The organism is Yoonia sp. (assembly GCF_017854565.1).
GTDB lineage: Bacteria > Pseudomonadota > Alphaproteobacteria > Rhodobacterales > Rhodobacteraceae > Yoonia.
On sequence record NZ_JAFMHJ010000005.1, the window covers coordinates 85,867 to 98,499 of the forward strand.

Annotated in this window: 14 protein-coding genes; 6 read left to right on the forward strand and 8 right to left on the reverse strand. The window is 60.1% G+C overall.

Features of this window, described 5'->3' with window-relative positions:
* Positions 1-82: 82 nt before the first annotated feature.
* Complete coding sequence (locus QZ196_RS04215; RefSeq protein ID WP_296424238.1) at positions 83-640, forward strand: TIGR00730 family Rossman fold protein; 558 nt, start codon at positions 83-85, stop codon at positions 638-640.
* On the opposite strand, the gene rarD is transcribed toward QZ196_RS04215, so the two are convergent.
* The 3 genes from rarD to QZ196_RS04230 form a co-directional block, all read right to left on the reverse strand.
* Positions 577-1,482: an EamA family transporter RarD gene (rarD, locus tag QZ196_RS04220; protein ID WP_296424240.1), complete on the reverse strand. Its 906-nt coding sequence runs from the start codon at positions 1,480-1,482 to the stop codon at positions 577-579. The genes QZ196_RS04215 and rarD overlap by 64 nt on opposite strands.
* Complete coding sequence (locus QZ196_RS04225) at positions 1,479-2,447, reverse strand: threonine/serine dehydratase (protein WP_296424242.1); 969 nt, start codon at positions 2,445-2,447, stop codon at positions 1,479-1,481. Before QZ196_RS04225 ends, rarD begins: the two co-directional genes overlap by 4 nt.
* 267 nt (positions 2,448-2,714) lie before the next feature.
* The gene (locus QZ196_RS04230; protein ID WP_296424244.1) at positions 2,715-3,314 is read right to left on the reverse strand and encodes a superoxide dismutase; all 600 of its coding nucleotides are present in this window, start codon (positions 3,312-3,314) and stop codon (positions 2,715-2,717) included.
* 209 nt (positions 3,315-3,523) lie between these two features.
* Here QZ196_RS04230 and QZ196_RS04235 point away from each other — a divergent pair, with 209 nt between their 5' ends.
* Positions 3,524-4,321, forward strand: coding sequence for a hypothetical protein (locus QZ196_RS04235; protein ID WP_296424246.1), 798 nt, complete (start codon positions 3,524-3,526; stop codon positions 4,319-4,321).
* 93 nt (positions 4,322-4,414) lie between these two features.
* Here QZ196_RS04235 and QZ196_RS04240 read toward each other — a convergent pair whose 3' ends face one another.
* The 4 genes from QZ196_RS04240 to QZ196_RS04255 all read right to left on the reverse strand — a co-directional run bounded on the left by QZ196_RS04240 (position 4,415) and on the right by QZ196_RS04255 (position 8,671).
* Positions 4,415-4,978: a sarcosine oxidase subunit gamma family protein gene (locus QZ196_RS04240; protein WP_296424248.1), complete on the reverse strand. Its 564-nt coding sequence runs from the start codon at positions 4,976-4,978 to the stop codon at positions 4,415-4,417.
* Entirely contained in the window at positions 4,971-7,982 is a 3,012-nt protein-coding gene (locus QZ196_RS04245; RefSeq protein WP_296424249.1) for a sarcosine oxidase subunit alpha family protein, read from the reverse strand. Before QZ196_RS04245 ends, QZ196_RS04240 begins: the two co-directional genes overlap by 8 nt.
* Positions 7,979-8,308 carry a sarcosine oxidase subunit delta gene (locus tag QZ196_RS04250; RefSeq protein WP_296424251.1) on the reverse strand — a complete coding sequence of 110 codons (330 nt, stop codon included), beginning with the start codon at positions 8,306-8,308 and terminating at the stop codon, positions 7,979-7,981. The genes QZ196_RS04245 and QZ196_RS04250 overlap by 4 nt, the downstream gene beginning before the upstream one ends.
* A gap of 132 nt (positions 8,309-8,440) precedes the next feature.
* The gene (locus QZ196_RS04255; protein WP_296424253.1) at positions 8,441-8,671 is read right to left on the reverse strand and encodes a hypothetical protein; all 231 of its coding nucleotides are present in this window, start codon (positions 8,669-8,671) and stop codon (positions 8,441-8,443) included.
* Positions 8,672-8,838: 167 nt separating this feature from the next.
* On the opposite strand from QZ196_RS04255, the gene QZ196_RS04260 reads away from it, so the two are divergent.
* On the forward strand, positions 8,839-9,003 hold the full coding sequence (locus QZ196_RS04260) for a hypothetical protein (protein ID WP_296424255.1): 165 nt from the start codon (positions 8,839-8,841) through the stop codon (positions 9,001-9,003).
* Positions 9,004-9,041: 38 nt separating this feature from the next.
* Here the strand turns inward: QZ196_RS04260 and QZ196_RS04265 are convergent, their stop codons facing one another.
* A complete protein-coding gene (locus QZ196_RS04265) occupies positions 9,042-10,286 on the reverse strand; it encodes a sarcosine oxidase subunit beta family protein (protein ID WP_296424257.1) in 1,245 nt (414 codons plus the stop codon).
* Positions 10,287-10,489: 203 nt separating this feature from the next.
* On the opposite strand from QZ196_RS04265, the gene ccmI reads away from it, so the two are divergent.
* From ccmI to QZ196_RS04280, 3 genes are read left to right on the forward strand one after another with little or no spacing between them, the layout of a single operon-like run.
* The gene (ccmI, locus tag QZ196_RS04270) at positions 10,490-11,686 is read left to right on the forward strand and encodes a c-type cytochrome biogenesis protein CcmI (RefSeq protein ID WP_296424259.1); all 1,197 of its coding nucleotides are present in this window, start codon (positions 10,490-10,492) and stop codon (positions 11,684-11,686) included.
* Positions 11,683-12,159, forward strand: a complete 477-nt coding sequence (gene ruvX / locus QZ196_RS04275) for a Holliday junction resolvase RuvX (RefSeq protein WP_296424261.1) — start codon at positions 11,683-11,685, stop codon at positions 12,157-12,159. The genes ccmI and ruvX overlap by 4 nt, the downstream gene beginning before the upstream one ends.
* Entirely contained in the window at positions 12,156-12,398 is a 243-nt protein-coding gene (locus tag QZ196_RS04280) for a DUF1289 domain-containing protein (RefSeq protein ID WP_296424263.1), read from the forward strand. Before ruvX ends, QZ196_RS04280 begins: the two co-directional genes overlap by 4 nt.
* Positions 12,399-12,633: the final 235 nt, after the last annotated feature.

A 12,633-nucleotide genomic window follows, 5' to 3' on the forward strand; every position in this document is an offset into this window, starting at 1 on the left:
AAAAGCCCAACCGCATACGGTTGAGACAGCATAGCAATGCCGCTATGAGCGGTCAAAGCCAAGGTTCATGAAAAGGTGCCCCATGTCCACATTCCCCAAATCCGTCTGCATCTACTGCGGCTCTCGCGATGGCGCGCGCCCCGTTTACGCTGCGGCGGCCCTTGCAACTGGTCAAATGCTGGCGGCCAATGGCTGGCGGTTGGTCTATGGCGCGGGCGATGTCGGGCTGATGGGCCAGGTCGCGCGCGCAGTTCAGGGTGCAGGCGGCCAGACGTTCGGTGTTATCCCCACGCATTTATTGGATCGCGAAGCCGGCAAACGCGACCTGAACCAATTCGTGATTACCGAAACGATGCACGAACGCAAGAAAGTCATGTTCATGAACGCTGACGCCGTGGTCGTGCTGCCCGGCGGCGCGGGATCGCTGGATGAATTCTTTGAGGCCCTCACCTGGCGACAGTTGGGCCTGCATGCCAAACCGATCATCCTGCTCAATATTGATGGGTTTTGGGACCCCTTGTCAGCCCTGCTGAAACACGTCGTTGACCAAGGCTTTGCCGGCGATGATATCTTGTCCTACGTCACCACGGCCACGGATGTCACCACGCTCGAGGCCGCCCTGCGCGATGCCCTTTCCTGACGGATTGCAGCGATAGAATAGATCACCAAGGCAATCCAGATCAGCGGGAACGCAATCGCGTGCCATTGTGTGAACGGTTCGCCAAAGGCAAAGACCGCGCAGGCAAATTGCAGTGTCGGATTGATGTACTGCAACAACCCGACGGTCGACATCCGCGTACGCCGCGCTGCATAGCTGAACAGCACCAACGGCATCGCGGTCAGCGGTCCCGACAGCGCCAGCAATGCATGGGTCTGCCATGTGGCATCACCCTGGGTTCCCGCCCACAGCAGCCAAAAGATGGCCAAAGGTGCCATCAATGCCACCTCTGCCGTGACCGAGACAACCGGGCCAAGCGACAGTTGCTTTTTGATCACCCCATAGGCCCCGAACGTGCCCGCCAAAGCCAATGCAATCCACGGCGGCACGCCCAGCCCAACGGTCAGGCCAAGCACCGCCAAACCGGCAAGCAGCACCGCGACCCATTGTGCGCGGCCCAGCGTTTCACCAAATAAGACCCGGCCCATCACCACCGCCACCAGCGGAAAGATGTAGTATCCAAGCGACGCCGCCATGCCCTGTCCGGCCTGAATGGCAAAGATAAAGCCGAACCAATTGGCCGAAATGAACACTGCAGCCAGACCGATCAGCCAGACCTGCCGCTGGGCAATGGCGTGACCAACAAGGTGCAACCGACCCTGCGCTGTCAGAATGACGGCAAAAAACCCAAGCGACCAAAGGCTACGATACGACAGCACCTCGAGGGGGGGCACATGCTTCAGCAACGCGTAGTAAAGCGGTGACAGGCCCCAAACCGTGCAGGTCAGCACCATCGCCAACACGCCCTTGGCCCCATCGGTCATGATGGCATCAGGCGACTGAAGCGGGCAAGGCTGATATTTGAACCACAGGCAATAATGCCCACGTGCCGCCCCGCCAATTCATCGCGTAACGGTCCAAGAATGGCCGCCAAAGACGCGGCACAGGCAGGTTCTGCCATGATACGCAGAACCCGCTGATAATGTTCCATCGCCCTGAGCATTTCAGCGTCTTCAATGCGTACAATCCGGTCGACGTGCGCGTGTGCGACGGCAAATGAATACGGCATGGCCAGCGGCGCGCTCAGGCTGTCGGCGATCGTATCGACCCGATCAAGACGTACCGGATGGCCAGCGGCAAAGCTGCGATACAGACCGTCGGCGCCAAACGGTTCGACCCCGATCACCGTCGCATCGGGGCGCAATTGCCTGATCGCACAGGCCATGCCACTGATCAGGCCACCGCCACCCACGGGCACCACGAACGTATCAATCTGCGGTGCCTGCTGGTGATATTCCCGGCCACATGTGGCCGCGCCAAGGGTCATCGACGGCCCTTCAAACGGGTGGAGCATCGTGCGCCCTTCTTGCGCGAATGCGTCCATCGCCGCAAACGCCCCGGCCATATCATCATAAAGACGCACCGTCGCGCCCAGCGCCTCGCAACCTTCGATGCGGGCCGGGTCAACGGCGCGGGGCATGGTGATCAGGGCATCGACCCCCGCCTCTTTCGCCGCCCAGCACACGGCAAGCGCATGATTGCCACCGCTGGCGGCGACAACCCCCGCCGCCCGCTGTTCCGCAGATAACGCGCGCACCGCAAGCAGCACACCGCGGGCCTTGAACGATCCTGCCTGCTGAAACAGCTCTAGCTTGACGGTGACGCTGGCACAGTCGGGCAGAATTCCGTCCCATCGTGCCGAGGTCAGCGGCAAGATCGGCGTCTGCAGTATAGCCCCGTGCAGCGCATCTGCAGCCGCAGCGATTTCCGGCAATTCCGGTCCGACCATAGTCGTCTCTCCATCCCATAGCTGTGCCGCATTTCACATGCTGGGGGTGTTTTGTCTACTATGCAAATGTGGCGCGGTGCTGCGTGGGCATGGCCACCGTGCGGGATACTTGGAAAACGCAGGCTTAAATCAAAACCTGGACCCAATCGGGGGGGCAAGCCCGTCGATATCCGATGATTTGCGCGACCCCCCGGGAAACCATCGCAACGTCGAACAGAAAAGCAAGCGGCCACCAAAGGCAATGCCATCAGGGGCCGCTTGATCGTGTTACATACGGCTGGCGACGTTTTCCCAATTGACCAGATGATCAAGGAAGTTCGTCAGGTACGCCGGACGTTTATTGCGGAAGTCGATGTAGTAGGAATGTTCCCACACATCACAGCCAAGCAGCGCAGTTTGCCCAAAACAGATCGGGTTCACGCCGTTTTCAGTCTTGGTTACGCGCAGGCTGCCGTCGGTGTCTTTGACCAACCACGCCCAGCCCGAACCGAACTGGCCCGCACCTGCCGCGCTGAATGCGTCTTTGAACTTTTCAACAGAGCCGAAGCTGATGTTCAGCGCACTTTCCAGCTCGCTTGGCATCTTGCTGTCGTCGGGCGACATCATTTCCCAAAACTGGTTGTGGTTCCATAGCTGGCTGATGTTGTTGAAGATACCGTTCTGGGCAACCGCGCTTGGGTCGTATGTGCCCTTGATGATCTCTTCAAGAGATTTGCCTTCCCACTCTGTGCCCTCAATCGCCTTGTTGCCGTTGGTCACATAGGCATTGTGGTGCAGGTCGTGGTGATACTCGAGCGTTTCAGCTGACATGCCTTTGCCCGCAAGAGCATCATGCGCATACGGAAGATCTGGAAGTGTAAAAGCCATTTTAATATCTTTCTGAGTTTGTGAAAGGATGTTTCGATACATGTCACATAGGGTCGCAACGTCAACCCCAGCGTCGCTGCAAACCGCAAGGCGTCAGACTGCGGTACCGATGCAATCAGGCGTCACGCGCCGAATTGATCAGGATCAATCGCACACGATCTCCACAACATATACAGTTATTGCAATGTGTTTGTTAAATGGAGAATCCCATGCAAAAGAAATCTACAGTCCAGCGAAAGATCCTTCTCGCATCTGTTTGCGCCTGCGCATTCAGTCTTGTCCTTGTTGGCGGCATTAATTCTGCATCAAGCCCAGGTTTGGTCGGGACCGCATGGGCGCAAGACAGCAGCGGTGGACAGGATCGCGGCCAAGGCAACCAAGGTGGTCAGGGTGAAGGCTCTCAGGGGTCACAGGGTGGTCAGAGCAACCAAGGCGGATCCGGCGCAGGTCAGGGCGGCCCTGATCCAGATTCGGACTCCAAAGGCCCGCAAGCTGGTGGCCCAGCCAGCACAAATGATGGCGGCGGTCGCCCCGTCTGGGCAAAAGAAGGCATCCCCGAGGTCGAACTTGGCCGCCTGAGCGTGGCGCGTTCACCCGATCAGGTTCTTGATCGTTCACTGGCCGAAGCCTTGGCCACATGGACAGACGCAATGGTGGATTTCTATAGCTTGCCATTGGACAGCACCGATCCGGACACGACGACCATCTTGTCAGAGCTTAGCCTGAACTGGGACAACCTGACGATCTACGATTCACCGCTGCAGAACCTTGCGTTGATGAAAGACATTCTGGCCGATGGTGACAGTCAACTGCCGATCAACAATGACTCTGACACATTGCTCGCGGTCTTCCTTGGCGTGGCGTCAGACAAGACTGTGCCGATCACGACCGATACGGTGATCGCCATCACGACGATCCTTGGCTATCCCATTGTCGGCGATGCCGCCGAAGATTTGGCACAAGATGCCGAGGCCGTGCGGATTGCCGTGCTTGCCGGGCATGGCTGACACGCATGAGGCCCGCCCACTGTTCAGGTGGGCGGACCTCATCAGGCGGGATTGGTATCAGCCTGCCCGCATGAACGGGGCAAAGCGCGGGGTTTAGAAATAGCCGACAGGGCCAGCCGCTGCGCTTGTTGCCAACAGATCAAAGGTATAATCGGCAACCGATCTGAAACAGATCACGTCGATTGTATCGACATCACGCATCCAAAACGCCGCAGCTACCTGCCCCAACCGGGTCCGGCGGAAATTGCCCGGCTTGAAGTTGGCGGGGTGCAGATCGACGGGGGCCAGTTTCGCCAATACTTCGGCGGCAAAAGGCCCTTCGATCTGTATCAGCGCGCGTGCGTCCGACACGTTTTCGGCCAGATAGTGCTGCCCCTTGAGCGCCTTTGCGACCAACCCGAGCGCGGCAGGAACCTCCGCATAGGGGACCAGCAACAGTATTTCATCCGGCGACATCCACGCCAGACCTTTGTCGCCAACACAGTTCGCTTGACCGGGAGCCGGCCAATCAACGCCCGTCAACCCGGCGCAGGCTGCTTTGAGTTTCGTATTGGTAATATCTCCGCGCAGGGTGATCATCCCGCGCAAGCCTGCGTCGCGGACCATTACCTTGGCGGTGGCCACTTTGCCTTGCAATGCGCTGACAGAATTAGACATTTTGCTTTTCCCCCGCTTTGTCATAGAATACCGGATCAACGATTTTCGCATCTACCGTTGTGCCATCAACCTTGTTGAACGCGATCACCTCGCCCGTGCGGTCGGGCCCGTTGTGAACCAGCCCCATGGCGATCCCCTTGTTCAGGGTCGGCGAATAATATGTCGATGTCACACGGCCCTGCGTGCTGCGCTGCCCGTTGGGATTTACGCCAGCCGCGATAGCATAGGAGCCGTCAGGCAGGACCGAACCATCCACCGTCTCCAGCCCGACCAGCTTCCAGCGCTCTGGATCGGCCATGTGTGACCGGTCATGGGCGCGCTTGCCAAGATAATCATCCTTCTTCTTGGACAACGCCCATTGCAGGTTCAGGTCTTGCGGGATTACCGTGCCGTCGGTTTCGTCGCCGATCATGATGAACCCCTTTTCAGCGCGCATGATATGCAGCGCCTCGGTCCCATAAGGCATCACGCCAAGCGTCTCGCCCGCCACCAGCAGCGCATCCCAGAACGCGCGGCCCTGCCCTGCTGGCACCGCAACTTCATAGCTCAATTCACCCGAAAAACTGATCCGGAACACCCGCGCATCAAAATCGCCGATCTTGCCATCCGCCCATTGCATAAACGGCAGCGCATCGCGGGACAGGTCCATGCCGCCCAGCGTTTGCAGCACCTGACGCGCGTTCGGACCCACAACAGCGATCTGCGCATATTGTTCGGTCACATTGGCGACATAGACCTGCATGTCCCACCATTCGCATTGCAGCCAGTCTTCCATATGGGCATGGATGCGTTCCGCGCCACCTGTCGTCGTGTGGCACAGCCAGGTGTCTTCAGCTATCCGGGCGACAACACCATCGTCCATCAAGAACCCGTTTTCGGAACACATCAGCCCGTAGCGGCATTTGCCGACGGGCAGGGTCGACATCATGTTGGTATACATCAGATCAAGGAACTTGCCCGCATCCGGCCCTTTGACAATCAGCTTTCCAAGGGTTGATGCATCCAGCAGCCCGACGTTCTCGCGCACGTTGCGCACTTCGCGGTTGACGGCGTCATGCACCGTTTCACCGGACCGCACATAGGCATAGGGCCTGCGCCACTGGCCCACAGGTTCATTGTCGGCCCCATTGGCGTTGTGCCAGTCCGAGATTGGTGTTTTGCGGATCGGCTGGAACAGCGCGTCTTTTGCCACGCCAGCAATCGCGCCCATCGAAATCGGTGTATAAGGCGGGCGGAACGTCGTCGTGCCGACATTTGGAATATCGGCGTTCAACGCTTGCGAAAGCACCGCCAGACCATTGATATTACTCAACTTACCTTGATCCGTCGCCATACCAAGCGTCGTATACCTCTTGGCATGCTCAACGCTTTCGAAACCTTCTTGCGCGGCCAGTTGCACATCTGTGACCTTGACGTCGTTCTGGAAATCCAGCCACGCCTTGGCGCGCAACGCCTGACTGGCGCCCTGCGGCATCAGCCAGACCGGCGCGATTGGCCCTTCGTCTGTATCGGCACCCAGCGGGGCCTGCCCACCGCGTTTGGCATACCCTGCCGCCTGCGCAGCCGCGCGTCCCGCCGCCCAACCATCGCCGACGGTTTCGGCTGTGAACAAATGCCCGTTCGCAGTGCCTGCGGCGATCACAAAGGGCTGACCATCCGCGCCAGTCGGTGCCTTGGCATGATCGGGCCGGAACATCACCTGATCGGCGTCCCAGATCAACTTGCCGCCGCAATGGGACCACAGGTGGACCACCGGCGACCAGCCACCCGACATGGCGACACAATCACACGCCAGTTCTTCCAGCACCGCGCCCTCGCCCGCCTGGGCGCAAATCGCGACGCCGGTGACCCGTTTGCCGCCTTTGACCTTTGCAATGCCCTTGCCGAGTTCGACGCGGATACCCAGATCGCGCGCCTGATAAATCAACGGTCCGTCCGCGTCGGCCCGCGCATCGACGATGCACGGGATATCGAGACCGGCCTGTTTGAGAATGATCGCGGTGCGATACGCGTCGTCATTGTTGGTCACGATCACCGTGCGGTCACCCAGCGAAACGCCGAAATTCACGACGTAATCGCGCACCGCCGAGGCCAGCAGGACGCCGGGCACATCGTTGCCGGCAAATGACAACGGCCGCTCGATCGCGCCAGTCGCGGTCACAATCTGCTTGGCGCGCACCCGCCAAAGCCGGTGACGCGGGCCGTCCTGATCTGGCGCGTGATCGGTCAGACGTTCATAGGCCAGCGCATAGCCGTGGTCATACACACCCGCGCCCATGCAACGCAAACGAAGGTCAATATTATTCATTTTTTCAAGTGCTTGAATAGCATTATTCACCCATTCCTGCGCGGGCAACCCATCAATTTCGGGCATGTCAACAACGGCGCGACCACCCCAATCGGCGGTCTGTTCAATCAACATTACGCGCGCGCCACGCGCGCCTGCGGCCTGTGCTGCGGCAATGCCTGCGATACCGCCGCCAACGATCAGCACATCGACGTGGGCATGGAAATGTTCGTAGGTGTCCTGGTCGCGGGCTTTGGGGGCGCGGCCGAGGCCGGCGGAGTGGCGGATGATGGGTTCGTAGACGTGTTTCCAGAATGCCTGCGGGTACATGAACGTCTTGTAGTAGAAGCCAGCGGGCAAAAACCGCGACAGGTGCGTGTTGATGGCACCGACATCGAACTCAAGACTGGGCCAGTGATTTTGCGATGTGGCGGTCAGACCGTCGAACAGCTCCGTCGTGGTGACGCGCTGATTGGGTTCAAATGTTGCCCCCGCGCCAAGATTGACAAGCCCGTTGGGTTCCTCGGCACCGCTGGCAATCACGCCGCGTGGCCGATGGTATTTGAACGACCGTCCCACCAGCAACTGATCATTGGCCAGCAAGGCGGATGCGAGCGTATCACCTGCGAATCCACGCAAGTGTTTTCCATTAAATGTAAAAGATACAGCATTGTTTTTATTTATCAAACGACCATGATCTACCAAACGGGTACTCATTTCGATATCCCCCATGACCAGCCCGGTCGTTTTTCAGAAATCGTGTCGAGGAGGTCCTTTGGGGGCGCGGTTGTTTGTGCCGCATAGGTCCCGAACACCTCAAGCGTGTTGGTGCAGCGGGCGGCCAGAAACCATTTACCGCAGCCGTAAACGTGGCGCCAGCGTTCGAAATGAACGCCCTTGGGATTCTCGCGCATGAACAGATAATCTTCAAAATCGGCATCCGACGAGTCCGGGCCCTTGCGCTTGAGATGGGCCTGACCACCGGCGTGCAGGTCCGTTTCATCGGCGTCCACGCCACAATAGGGGCAGTGCAGGATCAGCATGGGGTCACCTCAATTTCGGGGATATTTATGGCGTATGGCGCGCGTACAGATCGCGTACGTACGGCGCATGGACGCATGCCAAAGGCGGGTGCTGTGCGGCACCCGCCTTTGGTCGTCAGAGCGTGAGTGGTATCATTGCGGCAGTGCAGGCCCCGGATCGGGGAGCGGTGGCGCGGTTTCAGGTGCGACAGGCGCGGCTGGCGCTGTGTCCTGAACCGTCCCGACGCCAGTTGCGTCCTGTGTCGTGCTGACGCCGCCACCGGCGAAAAGCGCGTAGAGCAGGACCAGAACAACGACGGCACCAGCAATGAGCCATCCGATTCCGCGACCGCTGCCTGTTTTGGGTGATGTGTAGTCAACCATGGTTTGTCCTCCTTTGCAGACGCACCTATCAAAACAGATTCAGCCTGCAGTGGAAGATAAGCGGAAATCCCCGGCGATTTTGGGCCAATCGCAGCCAATTTCCCCACTATTGATGCGCTACCGCCCGCCGAGGTATTATTCGCACGCGGAGTTGCTAGTGTCGCGCCATGGAGCTGATACTGATCATCATCGGGTGCGTTCTGGTCGCGGCGATCATTGCGATGATCGTGCAACGTATCCGCAGCGGACCTTTTGCGGAAACCGATGAAACCGCCACGCGGCCCGGCGACGATGACCACGCCAGCCCGCATGGCGACGGCAACCACGGCTAGGCCGACAGCCGGGACGGAACGGGCCGAAAGCGCAGGCATCAATGCGCCACCCCGGCGGCCACGCTTTCGTCGATGAATTTACCCTCGCGGAAGCGGTACATGCTGAATTCTTCGGTCAGGGGGGAATGACCTTTGGCCATCAGTTCGGCCATCGCCCAACCAGAGCCGGGAATCGCCTTGAAGCCGCCGGTGCCCCAACCGCAGTTGACAAAGACACCCTCGACCGGGGTTTTTGACAAGATCGGGGACCGATCGCCGGTCACATCCACGATACCGCCCCATTGGCGCAGCATCTTGAGCCGGGAAATCATCGGGAATGTTTCGACCAATGCGCGCACTGTTTCTTCGATGTGGTGGAACGATCCGCGCTGGGTGTAGTTGTTATAGCCATCGGTGCCGCCGCCGATGACCATCTCGCCTTTGTCTGACTGCGACATATAGCCGTGGACGGTGTTGGCCATCACGACCACATCCATGCAGGGTTTGATCGGTTCGCTGACCAGCGCCTGCAAGGCCACCGATTCGATAGGCAGCCGAAAGCCGGCCATTTGGGCCAGCACGCCGGAATGTCCCGCAACCACCATCGCCAGCTTGTCGCAACCGATGTCGCCCTTGGTCGTGGTGACACCGACCACCTTGCCGCTTTCCTGCCGCAGGGCGGTGACTTCGCATTGCTGGATCACGTCCATGCCCATGTCCGAACAGGCGCGGGCATAGCCCCACGCGACCGCATCATGCCGGGCGGTGCCGCCGCGCGCCTGATACAACCCGCCAAGCACCGGATAGCGCGGCCCGTCGATGTTCATGATCGGGCACAGTTCCTTGACCCGGTCCGGGCCGATCCATTCGGTCTGCACACCTTGCAGGGCATTGGCGTGTGCGGTGCGTTGATAGCCGCGCATTTCGTGCTGGGTCTGCGCCAGCATGATCAGGCCACGGGGGCTGAACATCACGTTATAGTTCAGGTCCTGCGACATCGTTTCATACAAGCTGCGGGATTTTTCATAAATCGCCGCCGACGGGTCCTGCAGGTAGTTGGAGCGGATGATCGTTGTATTCCGGCCCGTATTGCCGCCGCCCAGCCAGCCTTTTTCCAGAATCGCCACATTGGTAATCCCGAAATTCCTGCCCAGATAATAGGCTGTGGCCAGCCCGTGCCCGCCAGCCCCCACGATGATCACATCGTATTTCTTCTTGGGCGCCGCTTTGGCCCATGCCCGGTCCCAACCGGTGTGATTGCGCAGGGCCTCGCGGGCGACGGCAAAGGCGGAATAACGTTTCATCAGTTCCCGATTCCCTGTTTGGTCATGGTCTTGGCTTTGGTGCCCTGTCTGGACCCTTTGCCATCGCCTGTGGATACTGCCAGCGGCGTCTGGCCTGTCTTTTACGACATGGCCGTGCAGATGCAAATGGCAGGTCGTCGCAGGGTCTTTCAACCCGGGGCCGGGATGGTTATGTCGGTCTGGAGAAGTAAGATGGATTGCGCATGTTGTTCTGGCTGGTTTGTATTGTTTTGACCCTTGCGGTGGCGGCCATGCTGGCCGCGCCCTTGTTGCGCCCTGCGGCCCCGGCGATGGCGAATCCCGATGTGGCGCTATACCGCGCGCAACTGGATGAGATCGACCGCGATATCGCCCGCGAGCTGCTGCCCCCCGAAGAGGCCGCACAAGCCCGCACCGAAGTCGCCCGCAGGCTGCTGGCCGCCAGCAAGATAACCGACACGCCCACCGCTAAGGGGGCGCATACCATTGCGCTGTCGCTGATTATTGGCGTTGTGGTGCTGGGCGTCAGTTTTGCGGTCTATCGGGAGCTTGGCGCGCCCGGCTATGGCGATCTGCCGTTGCAGGCACGGCTGGACGCCAGCGCGCAAGCGCGTGCGAACCGGCCATCGCAGGCCGCGTTGGAAACGGCCGCACCGCTGCCGCCGCCCGTGGACGCGCCTGAAACCTATACCACCGCGATTGATCAGCTGCGCACCATTGCCCCGACCCGCCCCGACGATTTGCAGGCATGGGAATTGCTGGCCTTTCACGAATCAGAGTTGCGCAACTTTGGTGCTGCGTCGCAGGCGCAGGCACGGGTGATCGCGCTTAAGGGTGACGCCGCCACGATCGAAGACAGCCGCCGCCTACTGGACCTGATGGTCATCGCCGCCGGTGGATTTGTGTCCCCCGAGGCCGAACTGGTGATCCGTGACATGCTGAACCGCGACGAAAACAATATCGCGGCCCGCTATTACCTTGGCGCACTTTACGACCAGACGGACCGGCCTGACTTCGCGTTTCGACTGTGGCGTGCGATTGTCGAAAACGGCGATCCGCAGAATTTTCATGTGACCACCGCGCGCGCGCAAATCGAGAATGCGGCGTTCCGCGCCGGGATCGAATACAGCCTGCCCCCGCTGCGCGGCCCATCGGCCGCAGACATCGAAAACGCCCAGGACATGACCCCCGAAGACCGGCAGGCGATGATCGGCAATATGATCGCGGGCCTTGCGGACCGGCTGGCCAACGAAGGCGGCCCGGCGTCCGATTGGGCGCGCCTGATCACCGCTTACGGTGTCTTGGGGGATACGGTTTCGGCGCGTACGGTCTGGGTCGAGGCGGCCGATGTCTTTGGCGCCGATCCCGCCGCGATGGCCGCGCTGACCGATGCGGCCGAATCGGCGGGCGTGCTGGAATGATCTGCGAAACACCGCAGGATTTCGCCGCTGCCATTCCGGCATTTGGCGCGGTGGCGGGTCTGGATCTGGGGACGGTCACCATCGGTGTGGCGGTGTCGGACCTGACGCGGTCGGTCGCAACCCCGCTCGAGACGATCAAACGCAAGAAATTCGGCCTTGATGCCGTCCGCCTGTTTGAGATTACCGGCGCGCGCCAGATCGCCGGCCTTGTGCTGGGCCTGCCGCGCAATATGGACGGATCAGAGGGGCCGCGCTGTCAGGCGACCCGCGCATTCGCGCGCAATCTGGAACGGCTGACGCCGCTGCCGATCACCTATTGGGATGAACGCCTGTCCACCGTCGCCGCCGAACGCGCCCTGCTAGAGGCGGATACGTCACGCAAACGTCGCGCAGAGGTCATCGACCACGTCGCAGCCAGCTATATCTTGCAAGGTATGCTGGACCGGCTGGCGCATCTGAGGAACAACCCGTGACAAAACCTGAAAACACCGATCATGTCTGGGCCCGCGCCGAAATCGAAAGCCCCTGCATCAAAATCTGCGTGATCCAGCCGGAAAGCCGCCTGTGCACCGGCTGTTTGCGCAGCATCGACGAAATCGGTGCCTGGTCGCGGATGACGCCAGAGGCGCGGTCTGCGGTGATGGCGGACCTGCCCGCGCGGGCAGGCCAGATCACGAAACGCCGCGGGGGGCGTGCGGGGCGGTTGAAGTAAGCTGCGGTCGTGGCAAGCGCGTCTGTGGTATTAGAGGTGGTCCCCATTCTTTGGACATGATCTGGGGCTTTCTAAGCTCTTCTTTTCTCCTGCTGATCGGGTTGTGTGACTTCGATTTGCAGTGAGTAGAGCACGGCCGGTGGTCTGCCGCCAAGGGCCGCCGCGTGTGGACGGCGGTGATTGTACAACTGAACGCCAGAACACCCACGTTATCGATCGGCGCGAGGTTCTATAT

What these genes read in the sequence shown, in the direction of transcription:
- QZ196_RS04245 (WP_296424249.1), bottom strand. Translation starts at nt 7,982, where the DNA reads ATGAGTACCCGTTTGGTAGATCATGGTCGTTTGATAAATAAAAACAAT.
- ruvX (WP_296424261.1), top strand. Translation starts at nt 11,683, where the DNA reads ATGATCTGCGAAACACCGCAGGATTTCGCCGCTGCCATTCCGGCATTT.
- QZ196_RS04265 (WP_296424257.1), bottom strand. Translation starts at nt 10,286, where the DNA reads ATGAAACGTTATTCCGCCTTTGCCGTCGCCCGCGAGGCCCTGCGCAAT.
- ccmI (WP_296424259.1), top strand. Translation starts at nt 10,490, where the DNA reads ATGTTGTTCTGGCTGGTTTGTATTGTTTTGACCCTTGCGGTGGCGGCC.
- QZ196_RS04260 (WP_296424255.1), top strand. Translation starts at nt 8,839, where the DNA reads ATGGAGCTGATACTGATCATCATCGGGTGCGTTCTGGTCGCGGCGATC.
- QZ196_RS04225 (WP_296424242.1), bottom strand. Translation starts at nt 2,447, where the DNA reads ATGGTCGGACCGGAATTGCCGGAAATCGCTGCGGCTGCAGATGCGCTG.
- QZ196_RS04255 (WP_296424253.1), bottom strand. Translation starts at nt 8,671, where the DNA reads ATGGTTGACTACACATCACCCAAAACAGGCAGCGGTCGCGGAATCGGA.
- rarD (WP_296424240.1), bottom strand. Translation starts at nt 1,482, where the DNA reads ATGACCGATGGGGCCAAGGGCGTGTTGGCGATGGTGCTGACCTGCACG.
- QZ196_RS04230 (WP_296424244.1), bottom strand. Translation starts at nt 3,314, where the DNA reads ATGGCTTTTACACTTCCAGATCTTCCGTATGCGCATGATGCTCTTGCG.
- QZ196_RS04235 (WP_296424246.1), top strand. Translation starts at nt 3,524, where the DNA reads ATGCAAAAGAAATCTACAGTCCAGCGAAAGATCCTTCTCGCATCTGTT.
- QZ196_RS04240 (WP_296424248.1), bottom strand. Translation starts at nt 4,978, where the DNA reads ATGTCTAATTCTGTCAGCGCATTGCAAGGCAAAGTGGCCACCGCCAAG.
- QZ196_RS04250 (WP_296424251.1), bottom strand. Translation starts at nt 8,308, where the DNA reads ATGCTGATCCTGCACTGCCCCTATTGTGGCGTGGACGCCGATGAAACG.
- QZ196_RS04215 (WP_296424238.1), top strand. Translation starts at nt 83, where the DNA reads ATGTCCACATTCCCCAAATCCGTCTGCATCTACTGCGGCTCTCGCGAT.